Below are 22947 nucleotides of genomic sequence, written 5' to 3'. Positions count from 1 at the left end.
CCCCTGCCAGGTTGTTGGCAGGGGCGTTTTATTTTCTCTTCTTCTTTTCTCTCTGTGTCATAGCTCCCACTTTCCCTTTTCTCCACTTGGCTAAATGTAAAAAAATAGTTAAGACTATGATCAGGTCAGACCACTTTATGTCTTTTTTTACAGGGGAGTGTTATGGGTCAGGTTTTACCGCTGGTTACCCGCCAGGGCGATCGCATCGCCATCGTTAGCGGGTTACGTACGCCTTTTGCTCGCCAGGCAACGGCTTTTCATGGCATTCCCGCTGTTGATTTGGGGAAGATGGTCGTCGGTGAGCTGCTGGCACGTAGTGAGATCCCCGCCGAAGTGATTGAACAACTGGTCTTTGGTCAGGTTGTGCAAATGCCAGAGGCTCCCAATATTGCGCGTGAAATTGTTCTTGGCACTGGAATGAACGTCCATACCGACGCATACAGCGTCAGCCGAGCTTGCGCTACCAGTTTCCAGGCGGTTGCGAACGTGGCCGAAAGCCTGATGGCGGGAACCATCCGCGCCGGTATTGCTGGCGGGGCCGATTCCTCTTCGGTATTGCCAATTGGCGTCAGTAAAAAACTGGCGCGCGTGTTGGTTGATGTCAACAAAGCCCGCACGCTGAGCCAGCGTCTTAAACTTTTCTCCAGCTTGCGTTTGCGTGACTTAATGCCTGTTCCGCCTGCGGTAGCGGAATATTCCACAGGTTTGCGAATGGGCGATACCGCCGAACAAATGGCGAAAACCTACGGTATCACCCGCGAACAGCAAGATGCACTGGCGCACCGTTCGCACCAGCGTGCTGCCCAGGCATGGTCAGAAGGCAAACTCAAAGAAGAGGTGATGACCGCCTTTATCCCTCCTTATAAACAACCCCTCGCGGAAGACAACAATATTCGCGGTAATTCCACGCTTGCTGATTACGCAAAACTGCGTCCGGCATTTGACCGTAAACACGGAACGGTAACTGCGGCGAACAGTACGCCTCTGACCGATGGCGCGGCGGCAGTGATCCTGATGACCGAATCGCGAGCGAAAGAATTAGGACTGGTGCCGCTGGGATATCTGCGCAGTTACGCGTTTACCGCTATTGATGTCTGGCAGGATATGTTGCTTGGTCCGGCCTGGTCAACGCCGCTGGCGCTGGAGAGAGCAGGCCTGACGATGGCCGATCTGACATTGATTGATATGCATGAAGCATTTGCCGCCCAGACGCTGGCAAATATTCAGTTGCTGGGTAGCGAACGTTTTGCCCGCGATGTGCTGGGGCGTGCACATGCCACTGGCGAAGTGGACGATAGCAAATTTAACGTGCTTGGCGGTTCCATTGCTTATGGTCATCCCTTCGCGGCAACAGGCGCGCGGATGATTACCCAGACATTACACGAACTTCGCCGTCGCGGCGGTGGATTTGGTTTAGTGACCGCCTGTGCCGCAGGTGGACTTGGTGCGGCAATGGTTCTGGAGGCGGAATAATGGAAATGGTATCGGCTTTTACCCTCAATGTACGTCTGGACAATATTGCCGTCATCACCATTGACGTTCCCGGCGAAAGAATGAATACCCTGAAGGCAGAGTTTGCCTCGCAGGTGCGCGCCATTATTAAACAACTCCGCGAAAATAAAGAACTTCGAGGCGTAGTGTTTATCTCCGCTAAACCGGACAACTTTATTGCCGGTGCAGACATCAACATGATTGGCAACTGCAAAACCGCGCAAGAAGCGGAAGCACTGGCGCGGCAGGGCCAACAGTTGATGGCGGAAATTCATGCTTTGCCAGTTCCTGTTATTGCCGCCATTCACGGCGCTTGCCTGGGCGGTGGTCTGGAGCTGGCACTGGCGTGCCACGGTCGTATCTGTACAGACGACCCTAAAACCGTGCTCGGCTTGCCGGAAGTACAACTTGGGTTGTTACCTGGTTCAGGCGGCACCCAGCGTTTACCGCGCCTGATCGGCGTCAGCACAGCACTAGAGATGATCCTCACTGGCAAGCAACTACGGGCAAAGCAGGCGTTAAAGCTGGGGCTGGTGGATGACGTCGTTCCGCATTCTATTTTACTGGAAGCCGCTGTAGAGCTGGCGAAGCAGGAGCGTACAGTTTCTCGGACTCTCCCGATTCGTGAACGAGTGATGGCCGGGCCATTAGGTCGTGCGCTGTTATTCAAAATGGCAGGCAAGAAAACAGAACAGAAAACCCAGGGCAACTACCCGGCGACAGAACGCATTCTTGAGGTTATCGAAACAGGATTAGCGCAGGGCTCCAGTAGCGGTTATGACGCTGAAGCACGAGCCTTTGGCGAACTGGCAATGACATCGCAATCACAGGCTCTGCGTAATATCTTTTTTGCCAGTACCGACGTGAAGAAAGATCCTGGCAGCGATGTTGCCCCCGCCCCATTAAATAGCGTGGGGATATTAGGTGGTGGCTTGATGGGCGGTGGTATTGCTTACGTTACAGCCGGTAAAGCGGGGCTACCTGTAAGAATTAAAGATATCAACGCCCAGGGCATAAATCATGCTTTGAAATACAGTTGGGATCAGTTGGAGGGGAAAGTGCGCCGCCGGCATATCAAAGCCAGTGAACGCGACAAACAATTGGCGCTGATTTCAGGTTCTATGGATTATCACGGTTTTTCCCATCGCGATCTGATTATTGAAGCAGTGTTTGAAAATCTCGAATTAAAACAACAGATGGTGGCGGAAGTGGAGCAAAACTGCGCCCCTCATACAATTTTTGCCTCCAATACCTCATCTTTACCGATTAGCGATATTGCCGCTCACGCCTCACGACCAGGGCAGGTTATCGGCCTGCATTTCTTCAGCCCGGTGGAAAAAATGCCGCTGGTAGAAATCATTCCTCACGCCGGGACATCGGCGCAAACCCTCGCCACCACGGTAAAACTGGCGAAAAAACAGGGCAAAACGCCAATCGTGGTGCAGGATAAAGCCGGATTTTACGTTAATCGCATTCTGGCTCCTTACATTAATGAAGCTATCCGCATGTTGACCGAAGGTGAGCGTGTTGAGCACATTGATGCCGCACTGGTTAAATTTGGTTTTCCGGTGGGACCAATCCAACTTTTGGATGAGGTAGGAATCGACACAGGGACTAAAATTATTCCTGTACTGGAAGCAACTTATGGAGAACGTTTTAGTGCGCCTGCAAATGTTGTTTCTTCAATTTTGAACGACGATCGCAAAGGTAGAAAAAATGGCCGGGGTTTCTATCTTTACCGCCAAAAAGGGCGTAAAAGCAAAAAACAGGTTGATCCCGCCATTTACCCGTTGATTGGCGCGCAAGGGCAGGGGCGACTGTCCGCACCGCAGGTTGCTGAACGGTGTGTGATGTTGATGCTGAATGAAGCAGTACGTTGTCTGGACGAGCAGGTTATCCGTAGCGTGCGAGACGGGGATATTGGCGCAGTATTTGGAATTGGTTTTCCGCCATTTCTCGGTGGTCCGTTCCGCTATATCGATTCTCTCGGCGCGGGCGAAGTGGTTGCAATAATGCAACGACTGGCCGCGCAATATGGTTCCCGTTTTACCCCTTGCGAGCGTTTACTTGAGATGAGTGAGCATGGGGAAAGTTTTTGGAAAACAACTGCAACTGACCTGCAATAAGAAGGTCAAAGCTATATGAATCCGCGCTGAATGGTGGAGCTTTGGTTAAAATGTAAACGCATATTGACTATACTTACGCCATTGAGGTAAAAAACAGCGTTTCATTCGGTGAATGGATAAGGCACAATGCCGGCCACCGTCTTCTTTCTCTGGTTTCAGATGAAAGAAGACGGGTGAATCTGGTTAACAAAAGCGGTGCAATATGCAAGTTTTTATCATGCGTCATGGCGATGCAGCCCTCGATGCCGCCAGTGATTCGGTTCGTCCTCTGACCACTAACGGTTGTGACGAATCTCGCCTGATGGCGAACTGGCTGAAAGGTCAAAAAGTGGAAGTCGAACGTGTTCTGGTGAGCCCGTTCCTGCGAGCCGAGCAAACTCTGGATGTCGTAGGTGATTGTATGGAACTGCCATCCAGTGTCGAAGTTCTGCCAGAATTGACGCCCTGCGGCGATGTCGGTCTGGTTAGTGCTTATCTTCAGGCATTGACCAACGAGGGAGTCGGGTCGGTACTGGTTATCTCTCACTTACCCTTAGTCGGTTATCTGGTAGCCGAGTTATGTCCGGGCGAAACGCCGCCTATGTTTACCACTTCAGCTATTGCCAGCGTAACGCTTGATGAAAGCGGAAAAGGCGAATTTAACTGGCAGATGAGCCCGTGTAATTTGAAAATGGCAAAAGCGATATAATTACGCAACGTTTATATCGCATATCAACTTTCAGAGAGCCACTTAAGTGGCTCTTGTTGTATTGAATGTCAGGGAAGTTCTGGCGGCAGCCACTCTTCCACTTCAATCAATACCAATAACGCCGCGTCGCCGCCGTACTCTTTTGGTGCCTGGTGAAATGCCATCACATGCGGATGCTGTGCCAGCCACAGCGGTGTTTGTTGCTTCAAAATATGCTTACCGTGCCCATGCATCACACAGGCGCAAAACACATGTTCACGGCGACAGGCGGCAATTAATGCGCCCAGTTCCTGTTTGGCTTGTAGCTGCGTCAGGCCGTGCAAATCAAGAAACAACTCCGGCGAATAATCACCGCGTCGCAGTTTCTTCGCCTCAAAATGACTGACATCCGGGCGGACATATTTAACCGGGCCTTCGGTATTTAATAACGGCTGAAATTCATCAGAGAAATAATGGCTGGCATCAGCCTGCTCCTGAATCAACCGCTTGACCGGCACTTCGCTGACTTTTTTTCGTTGTGGTCGATGGACAATCGTGTCCTGCTTAATCTTGCGAGTACCCGCCATCAACTGGCGAAACAGGGCCTGATCCTCCTCGCTGAGAGTTGTTTTCTTTTTCATCTATGCATCTCTATTTTATTTTTCCTACAGTTTACCCGACTCGTAGCGCAATCGATCGGCCAAAACATAATTTTCCTGCGTCATTGCCGCGTGAATGCTGATTTATCGTCATCTTCATGGCAAACTAGCCGCCGAAATTAATGCGACCATGCCCTGGAGGAATACGTGGATAAAATTTTCGTTGATGAAGCAGTAAATGAACTGCAAACCATTCAGGACATGTTGCGCTGGTCGGTTAGCCGCTTCAGCGCGGCAAATATCTGGTACGGTCATGGCACCGACAACCCGTGGGACGAAGCGGTGCAACTGGTATTGCCGTCGCTCTACCTGCCGCTGGATATTCCGGAAGATATGCGCAACGCCCGCCTGACCTCCAGCGAAAAACACCGTATTGTTGAGCGCGTGATCCGCCGCGTCAACGAGCGCGTTCCGGTTGCCTATCTGACCAACAAAGCCTGGTTCTGCGGCCATGAATTTTACGTCGATGAACGCGTGCTGGTGCCGCGTTCACCGATTGGTGAACTGATCAACAATAAATTTGCCGGACTTATCAGCAAGCAACCGCAACATATTCTGGATATGTGTACCGGTAGTGGCTGCATTGCTATTGCCTGCGCTTATGCCTTCCCGGAAGCGGAAGTCGACGCGGTGGACATCTCTCCCGACGCGCTGGCGGTAGCCGAACAGAACATTGAAGAACATGGTCTGATCCACAACGTCATACCGATTCGTTCCGATCTGTTCCGTGATTTGCCGAAAGTGCAGTACGACCTGATCGTCACCAACCCGCCGTATGTCGATGCGGAAGATATGTCCGACCTGCCAAACGAATACCGTCACGAGCCGGAGCTGGGGCTGGCGTCTGGCACTGATGGCCTGAAACTGACACGTCGCATTCTCGGCAACGCGGCGGATTATCTTGCTGATGATGGTGTACTGATTTGTGAAGTCGGCAACAGCATGGTACATCTGATGGAACAATATCCGGATGTTCCGTTCACCTGGCTGGAGTTTGATAACGGTGGCGATGGTGTGTTTATGCTCACCAAAGCGCAGCTTATTGCGGCACGAGAACATTTTGGTATTTATAAAGATTAAATTTACTCGTCATTCTTCAAGTTGCATGTGCTGCGTCTGCGGGTTATTCGGCTCATCCATGGGCCTCCCCCTTACGGGGCCGCTGCAAGTAGCGTTCAAATCCGCTCCATGCGGATTTGTCGTTCACCCCAGTCACTTACTTCTGTAAGCTCCTGGGGATTCACTCACTTGTCGCCTTCCTGCAACTTGAATTATTTAGAGTAAAAAATGCAAACACAACAATAACGGAGCCGTGATGGCTGGAAACACAATTGGACAACTCTTTCGCGTAACCACCTTCGGTGAATCGCACGGGCTTGCGCTCGGTTGCATCGTCGATGGTGTTCCGCCAGGCATCCCGCTGACGGAAGCAGACCTGCAACACGATCTCGACCGGCGTCGCCCGGGGACATCGCGCTATACCACCCAGCGTCGTGAACCGGATCAGGTCAAAATTCTTTCCGGCGTTTTTGAAGGTGTCACCACCGGCACCAGTATTGGCTTGTTGATCGAAAACACCGACCAGCGCTCTCAAGATTACAGCGCAATTAAAGACGTTTTCCGTCCGGGTCATGCTGATTACACCTACGAACAAAAATACGGCCTGCGCGATTATCGCGGCGGCGGACGTTCTTCCGCCCGTGAAACCGCCATGCGCGTTGCGGCTGGAGCAATTGCTAAAAAATATCTCGCCGGAAAATTTGGCATCGAAATTCGCGGCTGCCTGAGCCAGATGGGCGACATTCCACTGGAAATCAAAGACTGGTCGCAGGTTGAACAAAATCCGTTCTTCTGCCCGGACCCGGATAAAATCGACGCGTTAGATGAGTTGATGCGCGCGCTGAAAAAAGAGGGCGACTCCATCGGTGCGAAAGTGACTGTTGTTGCCAGTGGCGTACCCGCCGGACTTGGCGAACCGGTATTTGATCGCCTGGATGCTGACATCGCCCACGCGTTGATGAGCATTAATGCGGTGAAAGGCGTGGAAATTGGCGACGGTTTTGACGTGGTGGCGCTGCGTGGCAGCCAGAACCGCGACGAAATCACCAAAGAAGGTTTTCAGAGCAACCATGCGGGCGGTATTCTCGGTGGTATCAGCAGCGGGCAGCAAATCATTGCCCATATGGCGCTAAAACCGACCTCCAGCATTACCGTGCCTGGGCGTACAATTAACCGCTTTGGCGAAGAAGTTGAGATGATCACCAAAGGCCGTCACGATCCTTGTGTCGGGATCCGCGCGGTGCCGATCGCTGAAGCGATGCTGGCAATCGTTTTGATGGATCACCTGTTACGACAACGGGCGCAAAATGCCGATGTGAAGACTGATATTCCACGCTGGTAAAAAATGAACAAAACTGCGATTGCGCTGCTGGCCCTGCTTGCCAGTAGCACCAGCCTGGCAGCAACGCCGTGGCAAAAAATTACCCAACCTGTGCCGGGTAGCGCACAATCGATAGGCAGTTTTTCCAATGGCTGTATCGTCGGCGCTGACACGCTGCCGATACAGTCCGAACATTATCAGGTGATGCGTACCGATCAGCGTCGCTATTTCGGTCATCCGGATCTGGTGATGTTTATCCAGCGTCTGAGTAGCCAGGTGAACAATCTGGGTATGGGGACGGTGCTGATTGGCGATATGGGGATGCCCGCAGGTGGGCGTTTCAACGGCGGCCACGCCAGCCACCAGACCGGACTGGATGTCGATATCTTCCTGCAACTGCCGAAAACTCGCTGGACCGCCGCGCAACTTTTGCGTCCGCAGGCGCTGGATTTGGTTTCCCGTGATGGCAAGCATGTCGTCCCAACGCTGTGGAAGCCGGAAATTTTCAGTCTGATCAAACTTGCTGCGCAGGACAAAGACGTGACGCGCATTTTTGTTAATCCGGCGATTAAACAACAACTTTGCCTTGATGCAGGCACCGATCGTGACTGGTTGCGGAAAGTGCGACCCTGGTTCCAGCATCGCGCACATATGCATGTACGATTACGTTGTCCTGCCGATAGCCTGGAGTGTGAAGACCAACCTTTACCACCGCCGGGCGATGGTTGCGGGGCAGAACTGCAAAGCTGGTTTGAACCACCAAAACCGGGAACAACAAAGCCTGAGAAGAAGACACCGCCTCCGTTGCCGCCTTCCTGCCAGGCGCTACTGGATGAGCACGTGATCTAATGGAAACGTTTAATAGCCTGTTTATGGTTTCCCCGCTGTTGCTGGGAGTTCTCTTTTTTGTCGCGATACTGGCGGGATTTATCGACTCGATTGCCGGTGGTGGTGGGTTACTCACTATTCCGGCATTGATGGCGGCGGGGATGTCTCCGGCTAACGCGCTGGCAACTAACAAACTGCAAGCCTGCGGTGGCTCTATTTCCGCCACCATCTACTTTATTCGCCGCAAAGTCGTCAGCTTAAGCGATCAGAAACTCAATATCGCCATGACCTTTGTCGGCTCGATGAGCGGCGCACTGCTGGTGCAGTATGTTAAAGCTGATGTGCTGCGGCAAATTTTACCGATTCTGGTGATTTGTATCGGTCTTTATTTCTTACTGATGCCCAAACTGGGAGAAGAAGATCGCCAGCGTCGGATGTATGGGCTGCCATTTGCGCTGGTCGCAGGGGGCTGCGTTGGTTTTTACGACGGATTCTTTGGCCCGGCAGCCGGATCGTTTTACGCACTGGCCTTCGTTACGCTGTGCGGCTTTAACCTCGCCAAAGCCACCGCCCATGCCAAATTACTTAACGCAACGTCAAACATCGGCGGTCTGCTGCTGTTTATTCTCGGCGGCAAAGTGATTTGGGCGACAGGATTCGTGATGCTGGTGGGGCAGTTCCTCGGCGCGCGTATGGGTTCAAGACTGGTGTTGAGCAAAGGACAAAAACTGATCCGCCCGATGATCGTTATCGTCTCGGCGGTGATGAGTGCCAAATTACTTTATGATAGCCATGGACAGGAGATCCTCCACTGGTTGGGGATGAACTAATGAACAGTACACACCACTACAAGCAGTTGATTGAAATTTTTAATAGCTGCTTTGCCGATGAATTTAATACCCGTCTGATTAAAGGCGACGACGAACCGATCTATCTTCCTGCTGATGCGGAAGTTCCATATAACCGAATCGTCTTTGCTCATGGCTTTTACGCCAGTGCTATCCACGAGATTTCGCACTGGTGTATTGCCGGGAAAGCGCGCCGTGAACTGGTTGATTTTGGTTACTGGTATTGCCCTGACGGACGCGATGCCCGGACGCAAAGCCAGTTTGAAGATGTTGAAGTTAAGCCGCAGGCGCTTGACTGGTTGTTCTGCGTGGCGGCGGGATATCCGTTTAACGTCAGTTGCGACAACCTGGAAGGCGACGTCGAACCGGATCGTGTGGTATTCCAACGACGGGTTCATGCGCAGGTGATGGATTATCTGGCGAACGGTATTCCTGAACGTCCGGCACGCTTCATAAAAGCATTACGAAATTATTATCACACGCCGGAACTTACGGCGGAACAGTTCCCGTGGCCGGAAGCGCTCAACTGAAGCCAGCGCCACGTTTACAATGAGGAAAGAAGATGATCGCGGAGTTTGAATCACGCATTCTGGCATTAATCGACGGTATGGTTGACCATGCCAGTGATGATGAGTTGTTTGCCAGTGGGTATTTGCGTGGCCACCTGACGTTAGCCATCGCAGAACTGGAAAGTGGTGATGACCACTCCGCCCAGGCGGTGCATACAACCGTTAGCCAGAGTCTGGAGAAAGCGATTGGTGCGGGTGAATTGTCGCCACGCGATCAGGCGCTGGTGACCGATATGTGGGAACACCTGTTTCAGCAGGCTTCACAGCAGTAAGTTGTGGCGTCTGGATCACCATGCCTGATGCGACGCTTATCGCGTCTTATCAGGCCTACAGGTCACACGTGGGTCGGATAAGGCGTTCACGCCGCATCCGACATTGGGAGCACCATGCCTGATGCGACGCTTACCGCGTCTTATCAGGCCTACAGGTCACACGTAGGTCGGATAAGGCGTTCACGCCGCATCCGACAAACAATGCCAAAGCAGATTACCCTACCTTAACCGCTTTACCCTTCAATAACTTCCGTACCCATAACCGATTTGGATTTAATGCCGCCAGCGTACTGGCATCCATCGGAACAGGCTCTTCACTCATCTGTGCCGCCAGAATCTCGGCGCACAGCGGGGCAGAGCACAAACCGCGCGAACCCAAAGCAGCAAGCATAAAGAGATCGTCATAGACTGGTGCGCTTACCGCTTCATCTTTCTGTTCCGCCAGCGAGGTATATTCCGCGAGCGTGGCGTCATAATCGGGGACATTTCCCACCATGGGCAGATGATCGCGCGTGGCACAACGTACACCACAACGAGCCTCTTTATCACTGACATCAACTTCTTTCGTCCACTGCGCCTGCGGGAAGCAATCAATCAACCGTTGGCGATTCTGCTGCTGATCGTCCTCACTGTAGGTCGTATCTTCACTACCGCGGTGATAACTGGCACCAATACAATGGTGCTGATTCGCCGGATTTTGTGGTGTGAGATAACCGTCATAGCACAGCACCTGCTTCAGTTTCGCCAGTTCCGGCGTTGTCGGAATATGACTGACCTGTCCGGCAACCGAATACACCGGTAGAGGTGACGTCTGGCTGAATCGGCTGATTTGATGCCCGTTCGCCAGTACCACCACGCTATGCATCACCTGCTGATGATCTGCAAATGTCAGTTGCCACCCGTCATCCTTACGCAATAAATCCTGCAACTGATGTTGATAACGAATCTGCAAACCTTGCTGTTCCGCCTGTTCCAGTACATTACGGGTAAGTTCTGCCGGACATAGCCAGCCGCCTTGCGGATAAGTAATACCGCCACAATTTGTCGCAACACCTGTAATGTTTTCAACCTCATTTGCGTTGACCGCCATCGCCAGATCTGCGGGTAAATCCATCGATAACATCTGCGCGATTTTGTGCTGGCTTTTCTCATCCCAGGCTAGCTGCGTTACGCCGCACCAGTCATGATTAAATTTAACGGGTAATTGACCGTAAAGCCGACGGGCAAAAGTAAATGCATTAGAGAAAAAGCGGTTCAGCGCCTCATCGTGTTTGCTTAATAACGGATACAGCGCTCCCTGACGATTACCAGAAGCACCAAGCGCGGGAGCGTTATCCGCGCAGTAAAGCGTTACCTGCCAGCCGCGCTGCAACAGCGCCAGTGACAACAACGCGCTGGCGATACCGCCGCCAATAATCGCCACTTCCCGTTTGTTGCTACCTGTGCGATTAAACCACGGTGCGGAAGAGGGCAGTGATAATGTCTGTTCCATCACGCCGCAAAGCATCTCCCGTTTCCGCCCAAAACCCTTACGCTTTTGCATCGTGAATCCAGCTTCCTGCAAGCCCCGGCGGACAAAACCGGCAGACGTGAAGGTTGCCAGCGTGCAGCCAGGACGTGCCAGACGCGCCATGGCGTTAAACAGATTTTGCGTCCACATATCCGGGTTTTTCGCTGGCGCAAAGCCGTCCAGAAACCAGGCATCCACTTTTTGATTTAGTGAATTGTCCAGTTGGCTGGTGAGTTCGTTAATATCGCCAAACCATAAATCCAGCGTTACGCGGCCTTCATCGAGCAATAAACGATGACAACCGGGCAAGGGTAAAGGCCACTGCGCCTGAAGCTGTTTCGCCCACGGTGCCAGTTCTGGCCAGTGTTGATGTGCTAACGATAAATCAGCCTGGGTGAGGGGAAATTTCTCAAAACTAATGAAGTGCAATCGCTGCAATTGTGCCTGTGGATGCGCTTCGCGAAACTGATCAAATGCCTGCCATAGCGTCAGGAAGTTTAATCCGGTGCCGAAGCCGCTCTCTGCTACCACAAACAGAGGATGTGGATGTGTGGGAAAACGTGCCTCTAATTGGTTACCCCCCAGAAAAACATAACGCGTCTCTTCCAGTCCGTTATCGTTGGAAAAATAGACATCGTCAAAATCTCGGGAAACAGGTGTACCCTCAGCATTAAATTTGAGGTTGGCAGGTTGTATAGCGTAGTGTTTCACGTAAGTTACTCGTCTTACAGGCGGTGGCTCGATCTTAGCGATGTGTGTCAGGCTGCGCAAATTTCTCTATAAATTGTCTGATCGGACTTGTTCGGCGTACAAGTGTACGCTATTGTGCATTCGAAACTTACTCTATGTGCGACTTACAGAGGTATTGAATGAAACGTGCAGTGATTACTGGCCTGGGCATTGTTTCCAGCATCGGTAATAACCAGCAGGAAGTCCTGGCATCTCTGCGTGAAGGACGTTCAGGGATCACTTTCTCTCAGGAGCTGAAGGATTCCGGCATGCGTAGCCACGTCTGGGGCAACGTAAAACTGGATACCACTGGCCTCATTGACCGCAAAGTTGTGCGCTTTATGAGCGACGCATCCATCTATGCATTCCTTTCTATGGAGCAGGCAATCGCAGATGCTGGCCTCTCCCCGGAAGCTTACCAGAATAACCCGCGCGTTGGCCTGATTGCAGGTTCTGGCGGCGGTTCCCCGCGTTTCCAGGTGTTCGGTGCTGACGCAATGCGCGGCCCGCGTGGCCTGAAAGCGGTTGGCCCGTATGTGGTCACCAAAGCGATGGCATCTGGCGTTTCTGCCTGCCTCGCCACACCGTTTAAAATCCACGGTGTTAACTACTCCATCAGCTCCGCTTGTGCGACTTCCGCACACTGTATCGGTAACGCAGTCGAGCAGATCCAACTGGGCAAACAAGACATCGTGTTTGCTGGTGGTGGCGAAGAGTTGTGCTGGGAAATGGCGTGCGAATTTGACGCGATGGGCGCGCTGTCTACCAAATACAATGACACCCCGGAAAAAGCCTCCCGTACTTATGACGCTCACCGCGATGGTTTCGTTATCGCTGGCGGCGGCGGTATGGTGGTGGTTGAAGAGCTGGAACACGCGCTGGCTCGTGGTGCTCACATCTACGCTGAAATCGTTGGCTACGGCGCAACGTCTGATGGCGCAGACATGGTTGCTCCGTCTGGCGAGGGCGCGGTTCGCTGCATGAAGATGGCGATGCACGGCGTTGATACCCCAATCGACTACCTGAACTCTCACGGTACTTCGACTCCGGTTGGCGATGTGAAAGAGTTGGCAGCTATCCGGGAAGTGTTCGGTGATAATAGCCCGGCGATTTCTGCAACTAAAGCGATGACCGGTCACTCACTGGGCGCTGCGGGTGTGCAGGAAGCAATCTACTCTCTGCTGATGCTGGAACACGGCTTTATCGCCCCAAGCATTAACATTGAAGAGCTGGACGAGCAGGCTGCGGGACTGAACATCGTAACCGAAACGACCGATCGCGAGCTGACCACCGTTATGTCTAACAGCTTCGGCTTCGGCGGCACCAACGCCACGCTGGTAATGCGTAAGCTGAAAGATTAATTCTGCGACATGTCGGAGTCGGTTGGAGCAGGTCGGATAAGACGCGTAAGCGTCGCATCCGACATTACGCGCCAGCTCCGCATTCGGCAGTAACGCAAAAGGGAGCCTGATGGTTCCCTTTTTCACATCATTGACAATCGCTGTTTGTTCCAGGCAAACTTCTTGCTTTGTCGATTTCCTGCTGAAAATACGTACGCGTTAAACCCTTCCAACGCACTGTAACCCTGAAAACCAGAGAGATAAGACGGGGAAATTCTTCGCCTTGCGCTGCATTCTGGAGTAATGCATGACTGCTGTAAGCCAAACAGAAACACGATCTTCTGCCAATTTTTCGCTTTTTCGCATCGCTTTTGCGGTTTTTTTGACCTACATGACCGTAGGGTTACCTTTGCCGGTGATCCCACTTTTTGTCCATCATGAGCTAGGCTATGGCAACACCATGGTCGGAATTGCCGTTGGCATTCAGTTTCTGGCTACGGTATTAACACGAGGTTATGCCGGACGGCTGGCCGATCAATATGGGGCAAAACGTTCAGCACTTCAGGGCATGTTATCCTGTGGCCTGGCCGGTGGTGCTTTATTGCTGGCTGCGCTTTTACCTGTTTCTGCGCCGATTAAATTTGCCCTGCTGGTCGTCGGGCGTTTGATCCTTGGCTTTGGTGAAAGTCAGTTGCTGACTGGTGCTCTGACCTGGGGATTAGGCATCGTCGGGCCAAAACACTCCGGAAAAGTGATGTCGTGGAATGGGATGGCGATTTACGGCGCACTGGCTGTCGGCGCACCGCTTGGCTTACTGATCCATAGTCATTACGGTTTTGCCGTCCTGGCACTTACGACAATGATACTGCCGTTGCTGGCGTGGGCCTGCAATGGCACGGTGCGCAAAGTACCAGCTCTGGCGGGAGAACGCCCCTCGCTGTGGAGTGTCGTCGGTCTTATCTGGAAGCCTGGGCTGGGCCTGGCGCTTCAGGGCGTGGGCTTTGCGGTTATCGGGACCTTCGTTTCGCTTTACTTTGCCAGCAAAGGATGGGCGATGGCGGGCTTTACGCTCACCGCCTTTGGCGGCGCATTTGTCGTAATGCGCGTAATGTTTGGCTGGATGCCAGACCGTTTTGGTGGCGTAAAAGTGGCGATAGTCTCTCTGCTGGTAGAAACGGCCGGCTTGTTGATGCTCTGGCAGGCACCGGGAGCGTGGGTCGCATTAGCGGGCGCGGCGTTAACCGGGGCTGGGTGTTCGCTTATATTCCCGGCCCTGGGTGTGGAAGTGGTTAAACGCGTTCCTTCCCAGGTGCGCGGCACAGCGCTCGGTGGCTATGCCGCGTTTCAGGATATCGCCCTCGGTGTTTCCGGGCCGCTGGCGGGTGTTCTGGCGACCTCGTTTGGCTACTCTTCGGTATTTCTTGCCGGGGCGATATCGGCGGTGCTGGGGATTATTGTGACGATACTGTCGTTTCGCCGGGGTTAACCCACTAGCCAGATCAACATCACAATGATGACGACGAATAATATCCACAGGCTGGGGCGCATTGACATTTCTTTCATCGTGTCAATTAATGGGGTAAAGGGATTGAGCAGCGGTTGAATATCACGCGGTTCAATGCCTTTCACCCGCCGCTGATAGAGCTGGTTAAGGATATCTTCGGCCTGTGCAGACGTCAGGGCTGATTGTGTTGAAAGCCCATACTTTTGCTCAACATACGTCGATAATACCGTCAACTCGCTTGCATCCAGTGGCTGCTTTAGCGCCATCTGGAGTGACTCCAGCGTCGGAGTGTGTTGCTGACTTAACGCCTGACGAGCCTGTAACCAGGTGACCAGATGGTTAAACAGTTTCGCCGGAATCAACTCGCCATCTTTCACCCCTGAAAGTTCCAGCATCGATTGCCAAATCTGTTTGCTGGGTTCCCCTGTTGCCGCCGCGAGTTTGGTGACCAGTTGCTTGAGCGTATTGTGTTCCGCTGGTAATAAAGGTCGGTCGGTCGCCTGGCGCTGTTGCGGCTGCGGGATAACCATCTTCCCTTCCTGTAGTAGCGTCAGGACGGTTTTTAATTGCTCTGGTGAGAGTTGATTTAGCGGCGTCTGACCAAAGTTATGCCGGATATAATCCGTGACGGCCTGACGATTATTTCCCAGACGTAAATACTCCCCCAATTGGGCCAAAAGTTGGCGGACAGAATAACTTTTTTGCGCAGACAGCAAACGTTGCGCAAGGTTTTGTTCTGCTGCCGGGAAATGGCGTGAAAGCAAAGGTGAATCACCCGGCAGACCGATGTCGTGCTTTATATTGGCCCACAACTCTGCGCTCTGCTGTTGCGTTAGCGAAGTCACTTTGATCATCAAACTTTCCAACGCGGTACGTTGCAAGCTGGATAAAGGCTGATTGCCTGCGCCAGACGACAGGTTATCCCCCTGACCTGGTGGTTGCGCAGGAGGAGGGCCTGAAAGAGGTTGTATCATTACGTATCCTTATACCTGAAATCATCGCAAGTATGCCTGGCCGCGAGATTATGGCACACTTGTCCGGTTAACTCTCGTTCTCATACAGGTAGCACAAACGTGAAAATCCTTGTTGATGAAAATATGCCTTATGCCCGCGAATTATTTAGCCGTTTGGGTGAGGTGAAAGCGGTTCCGGGGCGTCCAATTCCAGTCGCAGAACTGGATGGCGCGGATGCGTTGATGGTGCGTTCGGTCACGAAAGTGAACGCGTCGCTGCTGACGGGGAAATCAGTAAAATTTGTTGGCACCGCCACTGCGGGGACCGACCATGTTGATGAGGCATGGTTGCAGCAGGCAGGGATCGGTTTTTCTGCCGCACCTGGCTGCAATGCGATTGCGGTAGTGGAATATGTTTTCTCGTCGTTGCTAATGCTTGCCGAACGCGATGGATTTTCACTGCATGACCGTACCGTGGGGATCGTGGGAGTTGGTAACGTTGGTCGTCGATTACAGGCGCGGCTGGAGGCGTTGGGAATTAAAACCTTGCTTTGCGATCCGCCACGCGCCGATCGTGGGGATGAGGGAGATTTCCGTTCTCTTGATGAGCTGGTTCAGCACGCGGATATTCTGACGTTCCATACACCACTCTTTAAAGATGGTCCGTACAAAACGCGGCATCTGGCGGATGAAAAACTGATCCGCAGCCTGAAGCCGGGGACGATTCTGATTAACGCTTGCCGTGGCGCAGTCGTCGATAATACCGCACTGCTGACCTGTCTGAATGAAGGCCAGAAGTTAAGCGTGGTGCTGGACGTCTGGGAGGGCGAGCCAGAACTCAACGTCGAGCTGCTGCAAAAAGTGGATATCGGCACGCCGCATATCGCGGGCTATACCCTCGAAGGTAAAGCGCGTGGCACCACGCAAGTGTTTGAGGCTTATAGCAAGTTTATTGGTCATGAACAGCACATCGCGCTGGATACCTTATTGCCAACACCAGAATTTGGCCGTATTACGCTGCATGGCTCGCTCGATCAGCCAACGCTAAAAAGGCTGGTGCATTTGGTGTATGATGTGCGCCGCGATGACGCACCGCTGCGTAAAGTCGCCGGGATACCGGGTGAGTTCGATAAACTGCGCAAAAATTACCTTGAACGCCGTGAATGGTCGTCTCTGTATGTGATTTGCGATGACGCCAACGCGGCGGCATTACTGTGTAAATTGGGTTTTAACGCCGTTCATCATCCGGCACGTTAATCTCTTCTTCATGCTCTCTGCTGTAATATCGGCAGGGAGTTTTGTTATTTCTGGAGTAAACCACCATGTCTGAAGGCTGGAACATTGCTGTCCTGGGCGCAACTGGCGCTGTGGGCGAAGCCCTGATTGAAACGCTGGCTGAACGTCAGTTCCCGGTTGGGGAAATTTATGCACTGGCACGTAACGAAAGCGCAGGTGAACATCTGCGTTTTGGTGGTAAGACAATCACCGTGCAGGATGCTGCCGATTTTGACTGGACGCAGGCGCAACTGGCGTTTTTTGTTGCAGGTAAAGAAGCTACCGCCGCCTGGGTTGAAGAAGCCACTAACGCGGGATGTCTGGTCATTGATAGCAGCGGCCTGTTTGCTCTCGAACCTGATGTTCCGCTGGTGGTGCCGGACGTGAATCCGTTTGTACTGGCGGACTACCGTAACCGTAACGTTATTGCTGTTCCTGATAGCCTGACCAGCCAGTTACTGGCTGCACTGAAACCGTTAATCGATCAGGGCGGTTTGTCGCGCATCAGCGTTACCAGCCTGATTTCTGCCTCCGCTCAGGGCAAAAAAGCGGTGGATGCATTAGCAGGGCAGAGCGCGAAATTGCTCAACGGTATTCCGATTGATGAAGATGATTTCTTTGGTCGTCAGTTGGCGTTTAATATGCTGCCCTTGCTACCGGATCGCGAAGGTAACGTACGCGAAGAGCGCCGTATTGTCGATGAAGTGCGCAAAATTATGCAGGACGAAGGGCTGATGATTTCGGCTAGTGTCGTTCAGGCACCGGTATTTTACGGTCATGCTCAGATGGTCAACTTCGAAGCATTACGTCCGCTGGCGGCAGAAGAAGCGCGTGATGCGTTTTCCCAAAGCGAAGATATTGTGCTTTCTGAAGAGAATGAATTCCCAACGCAGGTGGGTGATGCGTCTGGTTCTCCGCATCTTTCTGTCGGCTGTGTTCGTAATGACTATGGTATGCCAGAGCAAATCCAGTTCTGGTCGGTGGCCGACAACGTCCGTTTTGGGGGGGCACTGATGGCGGTGAAGATCGCTGAAAAACTGGTGCAGGAGTACCTGTACTAATGTCCGACCAGCAACAACCGCCAGTTTATAAAATTGCGCTGGGTATTGAGTACGACGGCAGCAGATATTACGGCTGGCAACGGCAGAATGAAGTCCGCAGTGTGCAGGAAAAGCTGGAAAAGGCGCTCTCGCAGGTAGCGAACGAACCCATCACCGTGTTCTGTGCCGGGCGAACCGACGCAGGGGTACACGGCACCGGGCAGGTAGTGCATTTTGAAACCACCGCGTTACGCAAAGACGCTGCGTGGACGTTAGGCGTAAATGCGAATTTACCTGGTGACATCGCCGTGCGTTGGGTTAAAGCTGTACCCGATGATTTTCACGCCCGATTTAGCGCTACGGCTCGCCGTTATCGCTACATCATCTACAATCATCGACTGCGTCCGGCGGTACTGAGTAAAGGTGTTACCCACTTTTACGAACCGCTGGATGCCGAACGGATGCATCGGGCGGCACAATGCCTGTTGGGCGAGAATGATTTCACCTCGTTCCGCGCGGTGCAGTGTCAGTCCCGAACGCCGTGGCGTAACGTTATGCATATCAACGTCACGCGTCACGGTCCCTATGTGGTGGTAGATATCAAAGCGAATGCCTTTGTACATCATATGGTGAGGAATATTGTCGGCAGCCTGATGGAAGTGGGTGCCCACAACCAGCCGGAGAGCTGGATAGCAGAGCTGTTGGCGGCTAAGGACAGGACGCTGGCGGCAGCAACGGCGAAAGCGGAAGGGTTGTATCTGGTCGCGGTGGATTACCCGGACAGATTCGATCTTCCAAAGCCGCCAATGGGCCCGCTCTTTCTGGCGGACTAATTTTAGTCGTACAAGGCATAGGCAAATATGGACCTGATTTATTTCCTCATCGATTTTATCCTGCACATTGACGTGCATTTGGCGGAACTGGTCGCGCAGTATGGCGTCTGGGTTTATGCCATTTTGTTTGTGATTTTGTTCTGTGAAACTGGTTTGGTAGTGACACCGTTTCTGCCGGGAGATTCGCTGCTGTTTGTTGCCGGGGCGCTGGCCTCGCTGGGAACTAACGATCTCAATGTCCATATGATGGTAGTACTGATGCTGGTTGCCGCGATTGTTGGCGATGCCGTTAACTACACTATTGGGCGGTTGTTCGGTGAGAAATTATTCAGCAATCCGAACTCGAAAATTTTCCGTCGCAGTTATCTCGACAAAACCCATCAGTTTTATGAGAAACATGGCGGCAAAACCATTATTCTCGCCCGTTTTGTGCCAATTGTCAGAACGTTCGCCCCGTTCGTTGCGGGGATGGGCCACATGTCATACCGTCATTTCGCCGCTTATAACGTGATCGGCGCGCTGTTGTGGGTTCTACTTTTTACCTACGCAGGCTATTTCTTCGGTACAATCCCAATGGTTCAGGATAACCTTAAGCTGCTGATCGTCGGGATTATTGTGGTTTCCATTCTGCCGGGCGTCATCGAAATTATCCGTCACAAACGCGCTGCGGCACGCGCCGCAAAATAAAAAGTAACTCCGCGGTTCGACCACTTTTTTATCCAAAGTTTCGGGCTGTTATGTTTTAATGTGCAACATTCATGGTCTGTTGGGGGCAAAAATGGCATTATGCGTCCCCAAAGATAAAGCTGGCATCGAACCAGGTTCAGACAGAAAGGTCCCTAATGAGCTGGATTGAACGAATTAAAAGCAACATTACTCCCACCCGCAAGGCGAGCATTCCTGAAGGCGTGTGGACTAAGTGTGATAGCTGCGGTCAGGTTTTATACCGTGCTGAGCTGGAACGTAATCTTGAGGTCTGTCCGAAGTGTGACCATCACATGCGTATGACGGCGCGTAATCGCCTGCATAGCCTGTTGGATGAAGGAAGCCTTGTGGAGCTGGGTAGCGAGCTTGAGCCGAAAGATGTGCTGAAGTTCCGTGACTCCAAAAAGTATAAAGACCGTCTGGCATCTGCACAGAAAGAAACCGGCGAAAAAGACGCGCTGGTAGTAATGAAAGGCACCTTGTATGGAATGCCGGTCGTTGCTGCGGCATTCGAATTTGCCTTTATGGGTGGTTCAATGGGATCTGTGGTGGGTGCGCGTTTCGTGCGTGCCGTTGAGCAGGCGCTGGAAGACAACTGCCCGCTGATCTGCTTCTCCGCTTCCGGTGGCGCACGTATGCAGGAAGCGCTAATGTCGCTGATGCAGATGGCGAAAACTTCTGCTGCGCTGGCGAAAATGCAGGAGCGCGGTCTGCCGTACATCTCCGTGCTGACTGACCCAACCATGGGCGGTGTTTCTGCGAGTTTCGCGATGCTGGGCGATCTCAACATTGCTGAACCGAAAGCGTTAATCGGTTTTGCCGGTCCGCGTGTTATTGAACAGACCGTTCGCGAAAAACTGCCGCCGGGATTCCAGCGCAGTGAGTTCCTGATCGAGAAAGGCGCGATCGACATGATTGTCCGCCGCCCGGAAATGCGCCTGAAACTGGCGAGCATCCTGGCGAAGCTGATGAATCTGCCAGCGCCAAATCCTGAAGCGCCACGCGAAGGCGAAGTGGTGCCACCAGCACCGGATCAGGAACCAGAGGCCTGATAACTGATAAGGGCAGGGCCGCTGGCTCTGCCCTTTTGCTATTATCCCCGTAATGAATCAGCGGATACCATGATTATCAAACGCACACCTCAAGCCGCGTCGCCTTTGGCTTCGTGGCTTTCTTATCTGGAAAACCTGCACAGTAAGACTATCGATCTCGGCCTTGAGCGCGTAAGCCAGGTGGCAGCGCGTCTCGGCGTTCTGAAACCAGCACCGTTTGTGTTTACTGTCGCGGGTACTAATGGCAAAGGCACAACCTGTCGCACGCTGGAGTCGATTCTGATGGCGGCAGGGTACAAAGTGGGGGTCTACAGTTCGCCGCATCTGGTGCGTTATACCGAGCGCGTTCGTGTGCAGGGTCAGGAATTACCGGAATCGGCCCATACTGCCTCTTTTGCTGAGATTGAATCGGCACGCGGTGATATTTCTCTGACCTATTTCGAATACGGTACGCTGTCGGCGTTGTGGCTATTCAAACAGGCACAACTTGACGTGGTGATTCTGGAAGTCGGGCTGGGCGGTCGTCTGGATGCCACCAATATTGTTGATGCTGATGTCGCGGTAGTGACCAGCATTGCGCTTGATCATACCGACTGGCTGGGGCCAGATCGCGAAAGCATTGGTCGCGAGAAAGCGGGGATCTTCCGCAGTGAAAAACCGGCGATTGTCGGTGAACCGGAAATGCCGTACACCATTGCCGATGTGGCGCAGGAAAAAGGTGCATTGCTGCAACGTCGCGGTGTTGAGTGGAATTATTCTGTCACAGACCATGACTGGTCGTTTACCGATGCTCACGGTACGCTAGAAAACCTGCCGTTGCCGCTTGTCCCACAACCAAATGCCGCAACGGCGCTGGCAGCACTTCGCGCCAGCGGCCTGGAGGTCAGTGAACAGGCAATTCGCGAGGGCATTGCCAGTGCAATTTTACCGGGACGTTTCCAGATTGTGAGTGAGTTGCCACGCGTCATTTTTGATGTCGCCCATAATCCACATGCGGCAGAATATCTCACCGGACGTATGCAAGCGTTACCGAAAAGCGGGCGCGTGCTGGCGGTTATCGGTATGCTACATGATAAAGATATTGCCGGAACTCTGGCCTGGTTGAAAAGCGTAGTTGATGACTGGTATTGTGCGCCACTGGAAGGGCCACGCGGTGCTACAGCAGAGCAACTGCTGGAACATCTGGGTAATGGCAAACCATTTGACAGCGTTGCGCAGGCATGGGATGCCGCGATGGCGGACGCTAAACCGGAAGATACCGTGCTGGTGTGTGGTTCATTCCATACGGTCGCACATGTCATGGAAGTGATTGACGCGAGGAGAAGCGGTGGCGAGTAAGTTTCAGAATCGGTTAGTTGGCACAATAGTGCTGGTGGCGCTGGGGGTGATTGTGCTTCCAGGGCTGCTCGATGGGCAGAAAAAACATTATCAGGATGAGTTCGCAGCGATCCCGCTGGTGCCGAAAGCTGGCGATCGTGACGAGCCTGATATGATGCCAGCCGCCACTCAGGCGTTGCCGACACAGCCGCCAGAAGGGGCTGCAGAGGAGGTGCGTGCGGGAGATGCAGCGGCACCGTCACTCGATCCGGCAATCATTGCAGCCAATAATACTGAGTTTGAACCGGAACCTGCACCGGTTGCTCCACCGAAGCCGAAACCTGTGGAACCGCCGAAGCCGAAGGTGGAAACGCCACCAGCGCCGAAGCCAGAACCAAAACCTGCCGTCGAAGAAAAAGCGGCACCGACGGGTAAAGCGTATGTAGTGCAACTGGGCGCGCTGAAAAATGCCGATAAAGTGAATGAGATTGTTGCTAAGCTGCGTGGCGCGGGATATCGCGTTTATACGTCGCCGTCGACGCCAGTGCAGGGTAAAATCACCCGCATTCTGGTTGGGCCGGATGCTTCTAAAGAGAAGCTGAAAGGTTCGCTGGGTGAGTTGAGGCAGCTTTCTGGCTTGAGCGGCGTGGTGATGGGCTATACGCCGAATTAATACGGTTTGCCTGATGCGACGCTAACGCGTCTTATCAGGTCTACGCGGGAGCATAACCCCAGGTCGGATAAGGCGTTCACGCCGCATCCGACACGTATAGCCGGTGCCGCAAAGGCACAAAAAGTCGATGGCGTTGAATATTTTTTCAGCGCCATTTTTATTGATGCGCGGGAAGG

Annotated in this window: 21 protein-coding genes; 18 read left to right on the top strand and 3 right to left on the bottom strand. The window is 52.9% G+C overall.

The genetic code is table 11. The annotated features are described in order from the left end of the window. Window positions 1–162 precede the first annotated feature (162 nt). From fadI to sixA, 3 genes are all read left to right on the top strand, one after another. Window positions 163–1473: an acetyl-CoA C-acyltransferase FadI gene (gene fadI, locus A9587_RS00950; protein WP_001516803.1), complete on the top strand. Its 1311-nt coding sequence runs from the start codon at window positions 163–165 to the stop codon at window positions 1471–1473. After that, window positions 1473–3617, top strand: coding sequence for a fatty acid oxidation complex subunit alpha FadJ (fadJ, locus tag A9587_RS00945; protein ID WP_001516802.1), 2145 nt, complete (start codon window positions 1473–1475; stop codon window positions 3615–3617). Before fadI ends, fadJ begins: the two co-directional genes overlap by 1 nt. Before the next feature lie 202 nt (window positions 3618–3819). Next, window positions 3820–4305: a phosphohistidine phosphatase SixA gene (gene sixA, locus A9587_RS00940; protein WP_001195823.1), complete on the top strand. Its 486-nt coding sequence runs from the start codon at window positions 3820–3822 to the stop codon at window positions 4303–4305. A gap of 68 nt (window positions 4306–4373) precedes the next feature. On the opposite strand, the gene smrB is transcribed toward sixA, so the two are convergent. Continuing rightward, complete coding sequence (gene smrB, locus A9587_RS00935) at window positions 4374–4925, bottom strand: endonuclease SmrB (protein ID WP_000730816.1); 552 nt, start codon at window positions 4923–4925, stop codon at window positions 4374–4376. 165 nt (window positions 4926–5090) lie between these two features. Here smrB and prmB point away from each other — a divergent pair, with 165 nt between their 5' ends. From prmB to A9587_RS00905, 6 genes are all read left to right on the top strand, one after another. Continuing rightward, window positions 5091–6023, top strand: a complete 933-nt coding sequence (gene prmB / locus A9587_RS00930) for a 50S ribosomal protein L3 N(5)-glutamine methyltransferase (RefSeq protein ID WP_001516801.1) — start codon at window positions 5091–5093, stop codon at window positions 6021–6023. A 235-nt stretch (window positions 6024–6258) separates the two neighbouring features. Next, window positions 6259–7344 (top strand): chorismate synthase, encoded by a 1086-nt coding sequence (aroC, locus tag A9587_RS00925; RefSeq protein ID WP_016249027.1) that lies wholly within the window; start codon window positions 6259–6261, stop codon window positions 7342–7344. Between the two features lie 3 nt (window positions 7345–7347). Then, window positions 7348–8172 carry a penicillin-insensitive murein endopeptidase gene (gene mepA, locus A9587_RS00920; RefSeq protein ID WP_001043833.1) on the top strand — a complete coding sequence of 275 codons (825 nt, stop codon included), beginning with the start codon at window positions 7348–7350 and terminating at the stop codon, window positions 8170–8172. Then, entirely contained in the window at window positions 8172–8981 is an 810-nt protein-coding gene (locus A9587_RS00915; protein WP_000447350.1) for a sulfite exporter TauE/SafE family protein, read from the top strand. Before mepA ends, A9587_RS00915 begins: the two co-directional genes overlap by 1 nt. After that, window positions 8981–9529, top strand: coding sequence for an elongation factor P hydroxylase (gene epmC / locus A9587_RS00910; RefSeq protein ID WP_001516797.1), 549 nt, complete (start codon window positions 8981–8983; stop codon window positions 9527–9529). Before A9587_RS00915 ends, epmC begins: the two co-directional genes overlap by 1 nt. A 32-nt stretch (window positions 9530–9561) precedes the next feature. Continuing rightward, window positions 9562–9840 carry a YfcL family protein gene (locus tag A9587_RS00905; protein WP_000559761.1) on the top strand — a complete coding sequence of 93 codons (279 nt, stop codon included), beginning with the start codon at window positions 9562–9564 and terminating at the stop codon, window positions 9838–9840. A gap of 214 nt (window positions 9841–10054) precedes the next feature. Here A9587_RS00905 and mnmC read toward each other — a convergent pair whose 3' ends face one another. Continuing rightward, window positions 10055–12061, bottom strand: a complete 2007-nt coding sequence (gene mnmC, locus A9587_RS00900; RefSeq protein WP_105263450.1) for a bifunctional tRNA (5-methylaminomethyl-2-thiouridine)(34)-methyltransferase MnmD/FAD-dependent 5-carboxymethylaminomethyl-2-thiouridine(34) oxidoreductase MnmC — start codon at window positions 12059–12061, stop codon at window positions 10055–10057. Between the two features lie 158 nt (window positions 12062–12219). Between mnmC and fabB the strand changes: the two genes are divergently transcribed. Next, window positions 12220–13440 (top strand): beta-ketoacyl-ACP synthase I, encoded by a 1221-nt coding sequence (gene fabB / locus A9587_RS00895; protein WP_000817180.1) that lies wholly within the window; start codon window positions 12220–12222, stop codon window positions 13438–13440. A gap of 286 nt (window positions 13441–13726) precedes the next feature. After that, entirely contained in the window at window positions 13727–14905 is a 1179-nt protein-coding gene (locus A9587_RS00890) for an MFS transporter (protein ID WP_000127795.1), read from the top strand. Here the strand turns inward: A9587_RS00890 and flk are convergent. Then, window positions 14902–15897 (bottom strand): flagella biosynthesis regulator Flk, encoded by a 996-nt coding sequence (gene flk, locus A9587_RS00885; protein ID WP_000615850.1) that lies wholly within the window; start codon window positions 15895–15897, stop codon window positions 14902–14904. The genes A9587_RS00890 and flk overlap by 4 nt on opposite strands. A 99-nt stretch (window positions 15898–15996) precedes the next feature. Here flk and pdxB point away from each other — a divergent pair, with 99 nt between their 5' ends. The 7 genes from pdxB to dedD all read left to right on the top strand — a co-directional run bounded on the left by pdxB (window position 15997) and on the right by dedD (window position 22771). Beyond that, window positions 15997–17133, top strand: coding sequence for a 4-phosphoerythronate dehydrogenase PdxB (gene pdxB / locus A9587_RS00880; RefSeq protein WP_000699165.1), 1137 nt, complete (start codon window positions 15997–15999; stop codon window positions 17131–17133). Window positions 17134–17198: 65 nt separating this feature from the next. Beyond that, complete coding sequence (locus A9587_RS00875) at window positions 17199–18212, top strand: aspartate-semialdehyde dehydrogenase (protein WP_001289148.1); 1014 nt, start codon at window positions 17199–17201, stop codon at window positions 18210–18212. Continuing rightward, the gene (truA, locus tag A9587_RS00870) at window positions 18212–19024 is read left to right on the top strand and encodes a tRNA pseudouridine(38-40) synthase TruA (RefSeq protein ID WP_001283594.1); all 813 of its coding nucleotides are present in this window, start codon (window positions 18212–18214) and stop codon (window positions 19022–19024) included. The genes A9587_RS00875 and truA overlap by 1 nt, the downstream gene beginning before the upstream one ends. Before the next feature lie 27 nt (window positions 19025–19051). Continuing rightward, window positions 19052–19711, top strand: coding sequence for a DedA family protein (locus A9587_RS00865; protein WP_000364342.1), 660 nt, complete (start codon window positions 19052–19054; stop codon window positions 19709–19711). A gap of 155 nt (window positions 19712–19866) precedes the next feature. Then, window positions 19867–20781, top strand: a complete 915-nt coding sequence (accD, locus tag A9587_RS00860; RefSeq protein ID WP_000118402.1) for an acetyl-CoA carboxylase, carboxyltransferase subunit beta — start codon at window positions 19867–19869, stop codon at window positions 20779–20781. Between the two features lie 69 nt (window positions 20782–20850). Next, on the top strand, window positions 20851–22119 hold the full coding sequence (gene folC / locus A9587_RS00855; protein WP_016262186.1) for a bifunctional tetrahydrofolate synthase/dihydrofolate synthase: 1269 nt from the start codon (window positions 20851–20853) through the stop codon (window positions 22117–22119). Beyond that, window positions 22109–22771, top strand: coding sequence for a cell division protein DedD (dedD, locus tag A9587_RS00850; RefSeq protein ID WP_105263449.1), 663 nt, complete (start codon window positions 22109–22111; stop codon window positions 22769–22771). The genes folC and dedD overlap by 11 nt, the downstream gene beginning before the upstream one ends. The last annotated feature ends 176 nt before the right edge of the window (window positions 22772–22947 follow it).

Origin of the sequence: Escherichia sp. MOD1-EC6162 (assembly GCF_002965125.1) — a bacterium.
Lineage (GTDB): Bacteria > Pseudomonadota > Gammaproteobacteria > Enterobacterales > Enterobacteriaceae > Escherichia > Escherichia marmotae.
This window is presented reverse-complemented; position numbering and strand designations above follow the sequence as displayed.

Coding starts and splice junctions, on each gene's coding strand:
- fadJ (WP_001516802.1), top strand. CDS start 1,473: ATGGAAATGGTATCGGCTTTTACCCTCAATGTACGTCTGGACAATATT.
- flk (WP_000615850.1), bottom strand. CDS start 15,897: ATGATACAACCTCTTTCAGGCCCTCCTCCTGCGCAACCACCAGGTCAG.
- A9587_RS00915 (WP_000447350.1), top strand. CDS start 8,172: ATGGAAACGTTTAATAGCCTGTTTATGGTTTCCCCGCTGTTGCTGGGA.
- aroC (WP_016249027.1), top strand. CDS start 6,259: ATGGCTGGAAACACAATTGGACAACTCTTTCGCGTAACCACCTTCGGT.
- A9587_RS00865 (WP_000364342.1), top strand. CDS start 19,052: ATGGACCTGATTTATTTCCTCATCGATTTTATCCTGCACATTGACGTG.
- A9587_RS00905 (WP_000559761.1), top strand. CDS start 9,562: ATGATCGCGGAGTTTGAATCACGCATTCTGGCATTAATCGACGGTATG.
- folC (WP_016262186.1), top strand. CDS start 20,851: ATGATTATCAAACGCACACCTCAAGCCGCGTCGCCTTTGGCTTCGTGG.
- sixA (WP_001195823.1), top strand. CDS start 3,820: ATGCAAGTTTTTATCATGCGTCATGGCGATGCAGCCCTCGATGCCGCC.
- epmC (WP_001516797.1), top strand. CDS start 8,981: ATGAACAGTACACACCACTACAAGCAGTTGATTGAAATTTTTAATAGC.
- mepA (WP_001043833.1), top strand. CDS start 7,348: ATGAACAAAACTGCGATTGCGCTGCTGGCCCTGCTTGCCAGTAGCACC.
- A9587_RS00890 (WP_000127795.1), top strand. CDS start 13,727: ATGACTGCTGTAAGCCAAACAGAAACACGATCTTCTGCCAATTTTTCG.
- smrB (WP_000730816.1), bottom strand. CDS start 4,925: ATGAAAAAGAAAACAACTCTCAGCGAGGAGGATCAGGCCCTGTTTCGC.
- truA (WP_001283594.1), top strand. CDS start 18,212: ATGTCCGACCAGCAACAACCGCCAGTTTATAAAATTGCGCTGGGTATT.
- fabB (WP_000817180.1), top strand. CDS start 12,220: ATGAAACGTGCAGTGATTACTGGCCTGGGCATTGTTTCCAGCATCGGT.
- A9587_RS00875 (WP_001289148.1), top strand. CDS start 17,199: ATGTCTGAAGGCTGGAACATTGCTGTCCTGGGCGCAACTGGCGCTGTG.
- fadI (WP_001516803.1), top strand. CDS start 163: ATGGGTCAGGTTTTACCGCTGGTTACCCGCCAGGGCGATCGCATCGCC.
- accD (WP_000118402.1), top strand. CDS start 19,867: ATGAGCTGGATTGAACGAATTAAAAGCAACATTACTCCCACCCGCAAG.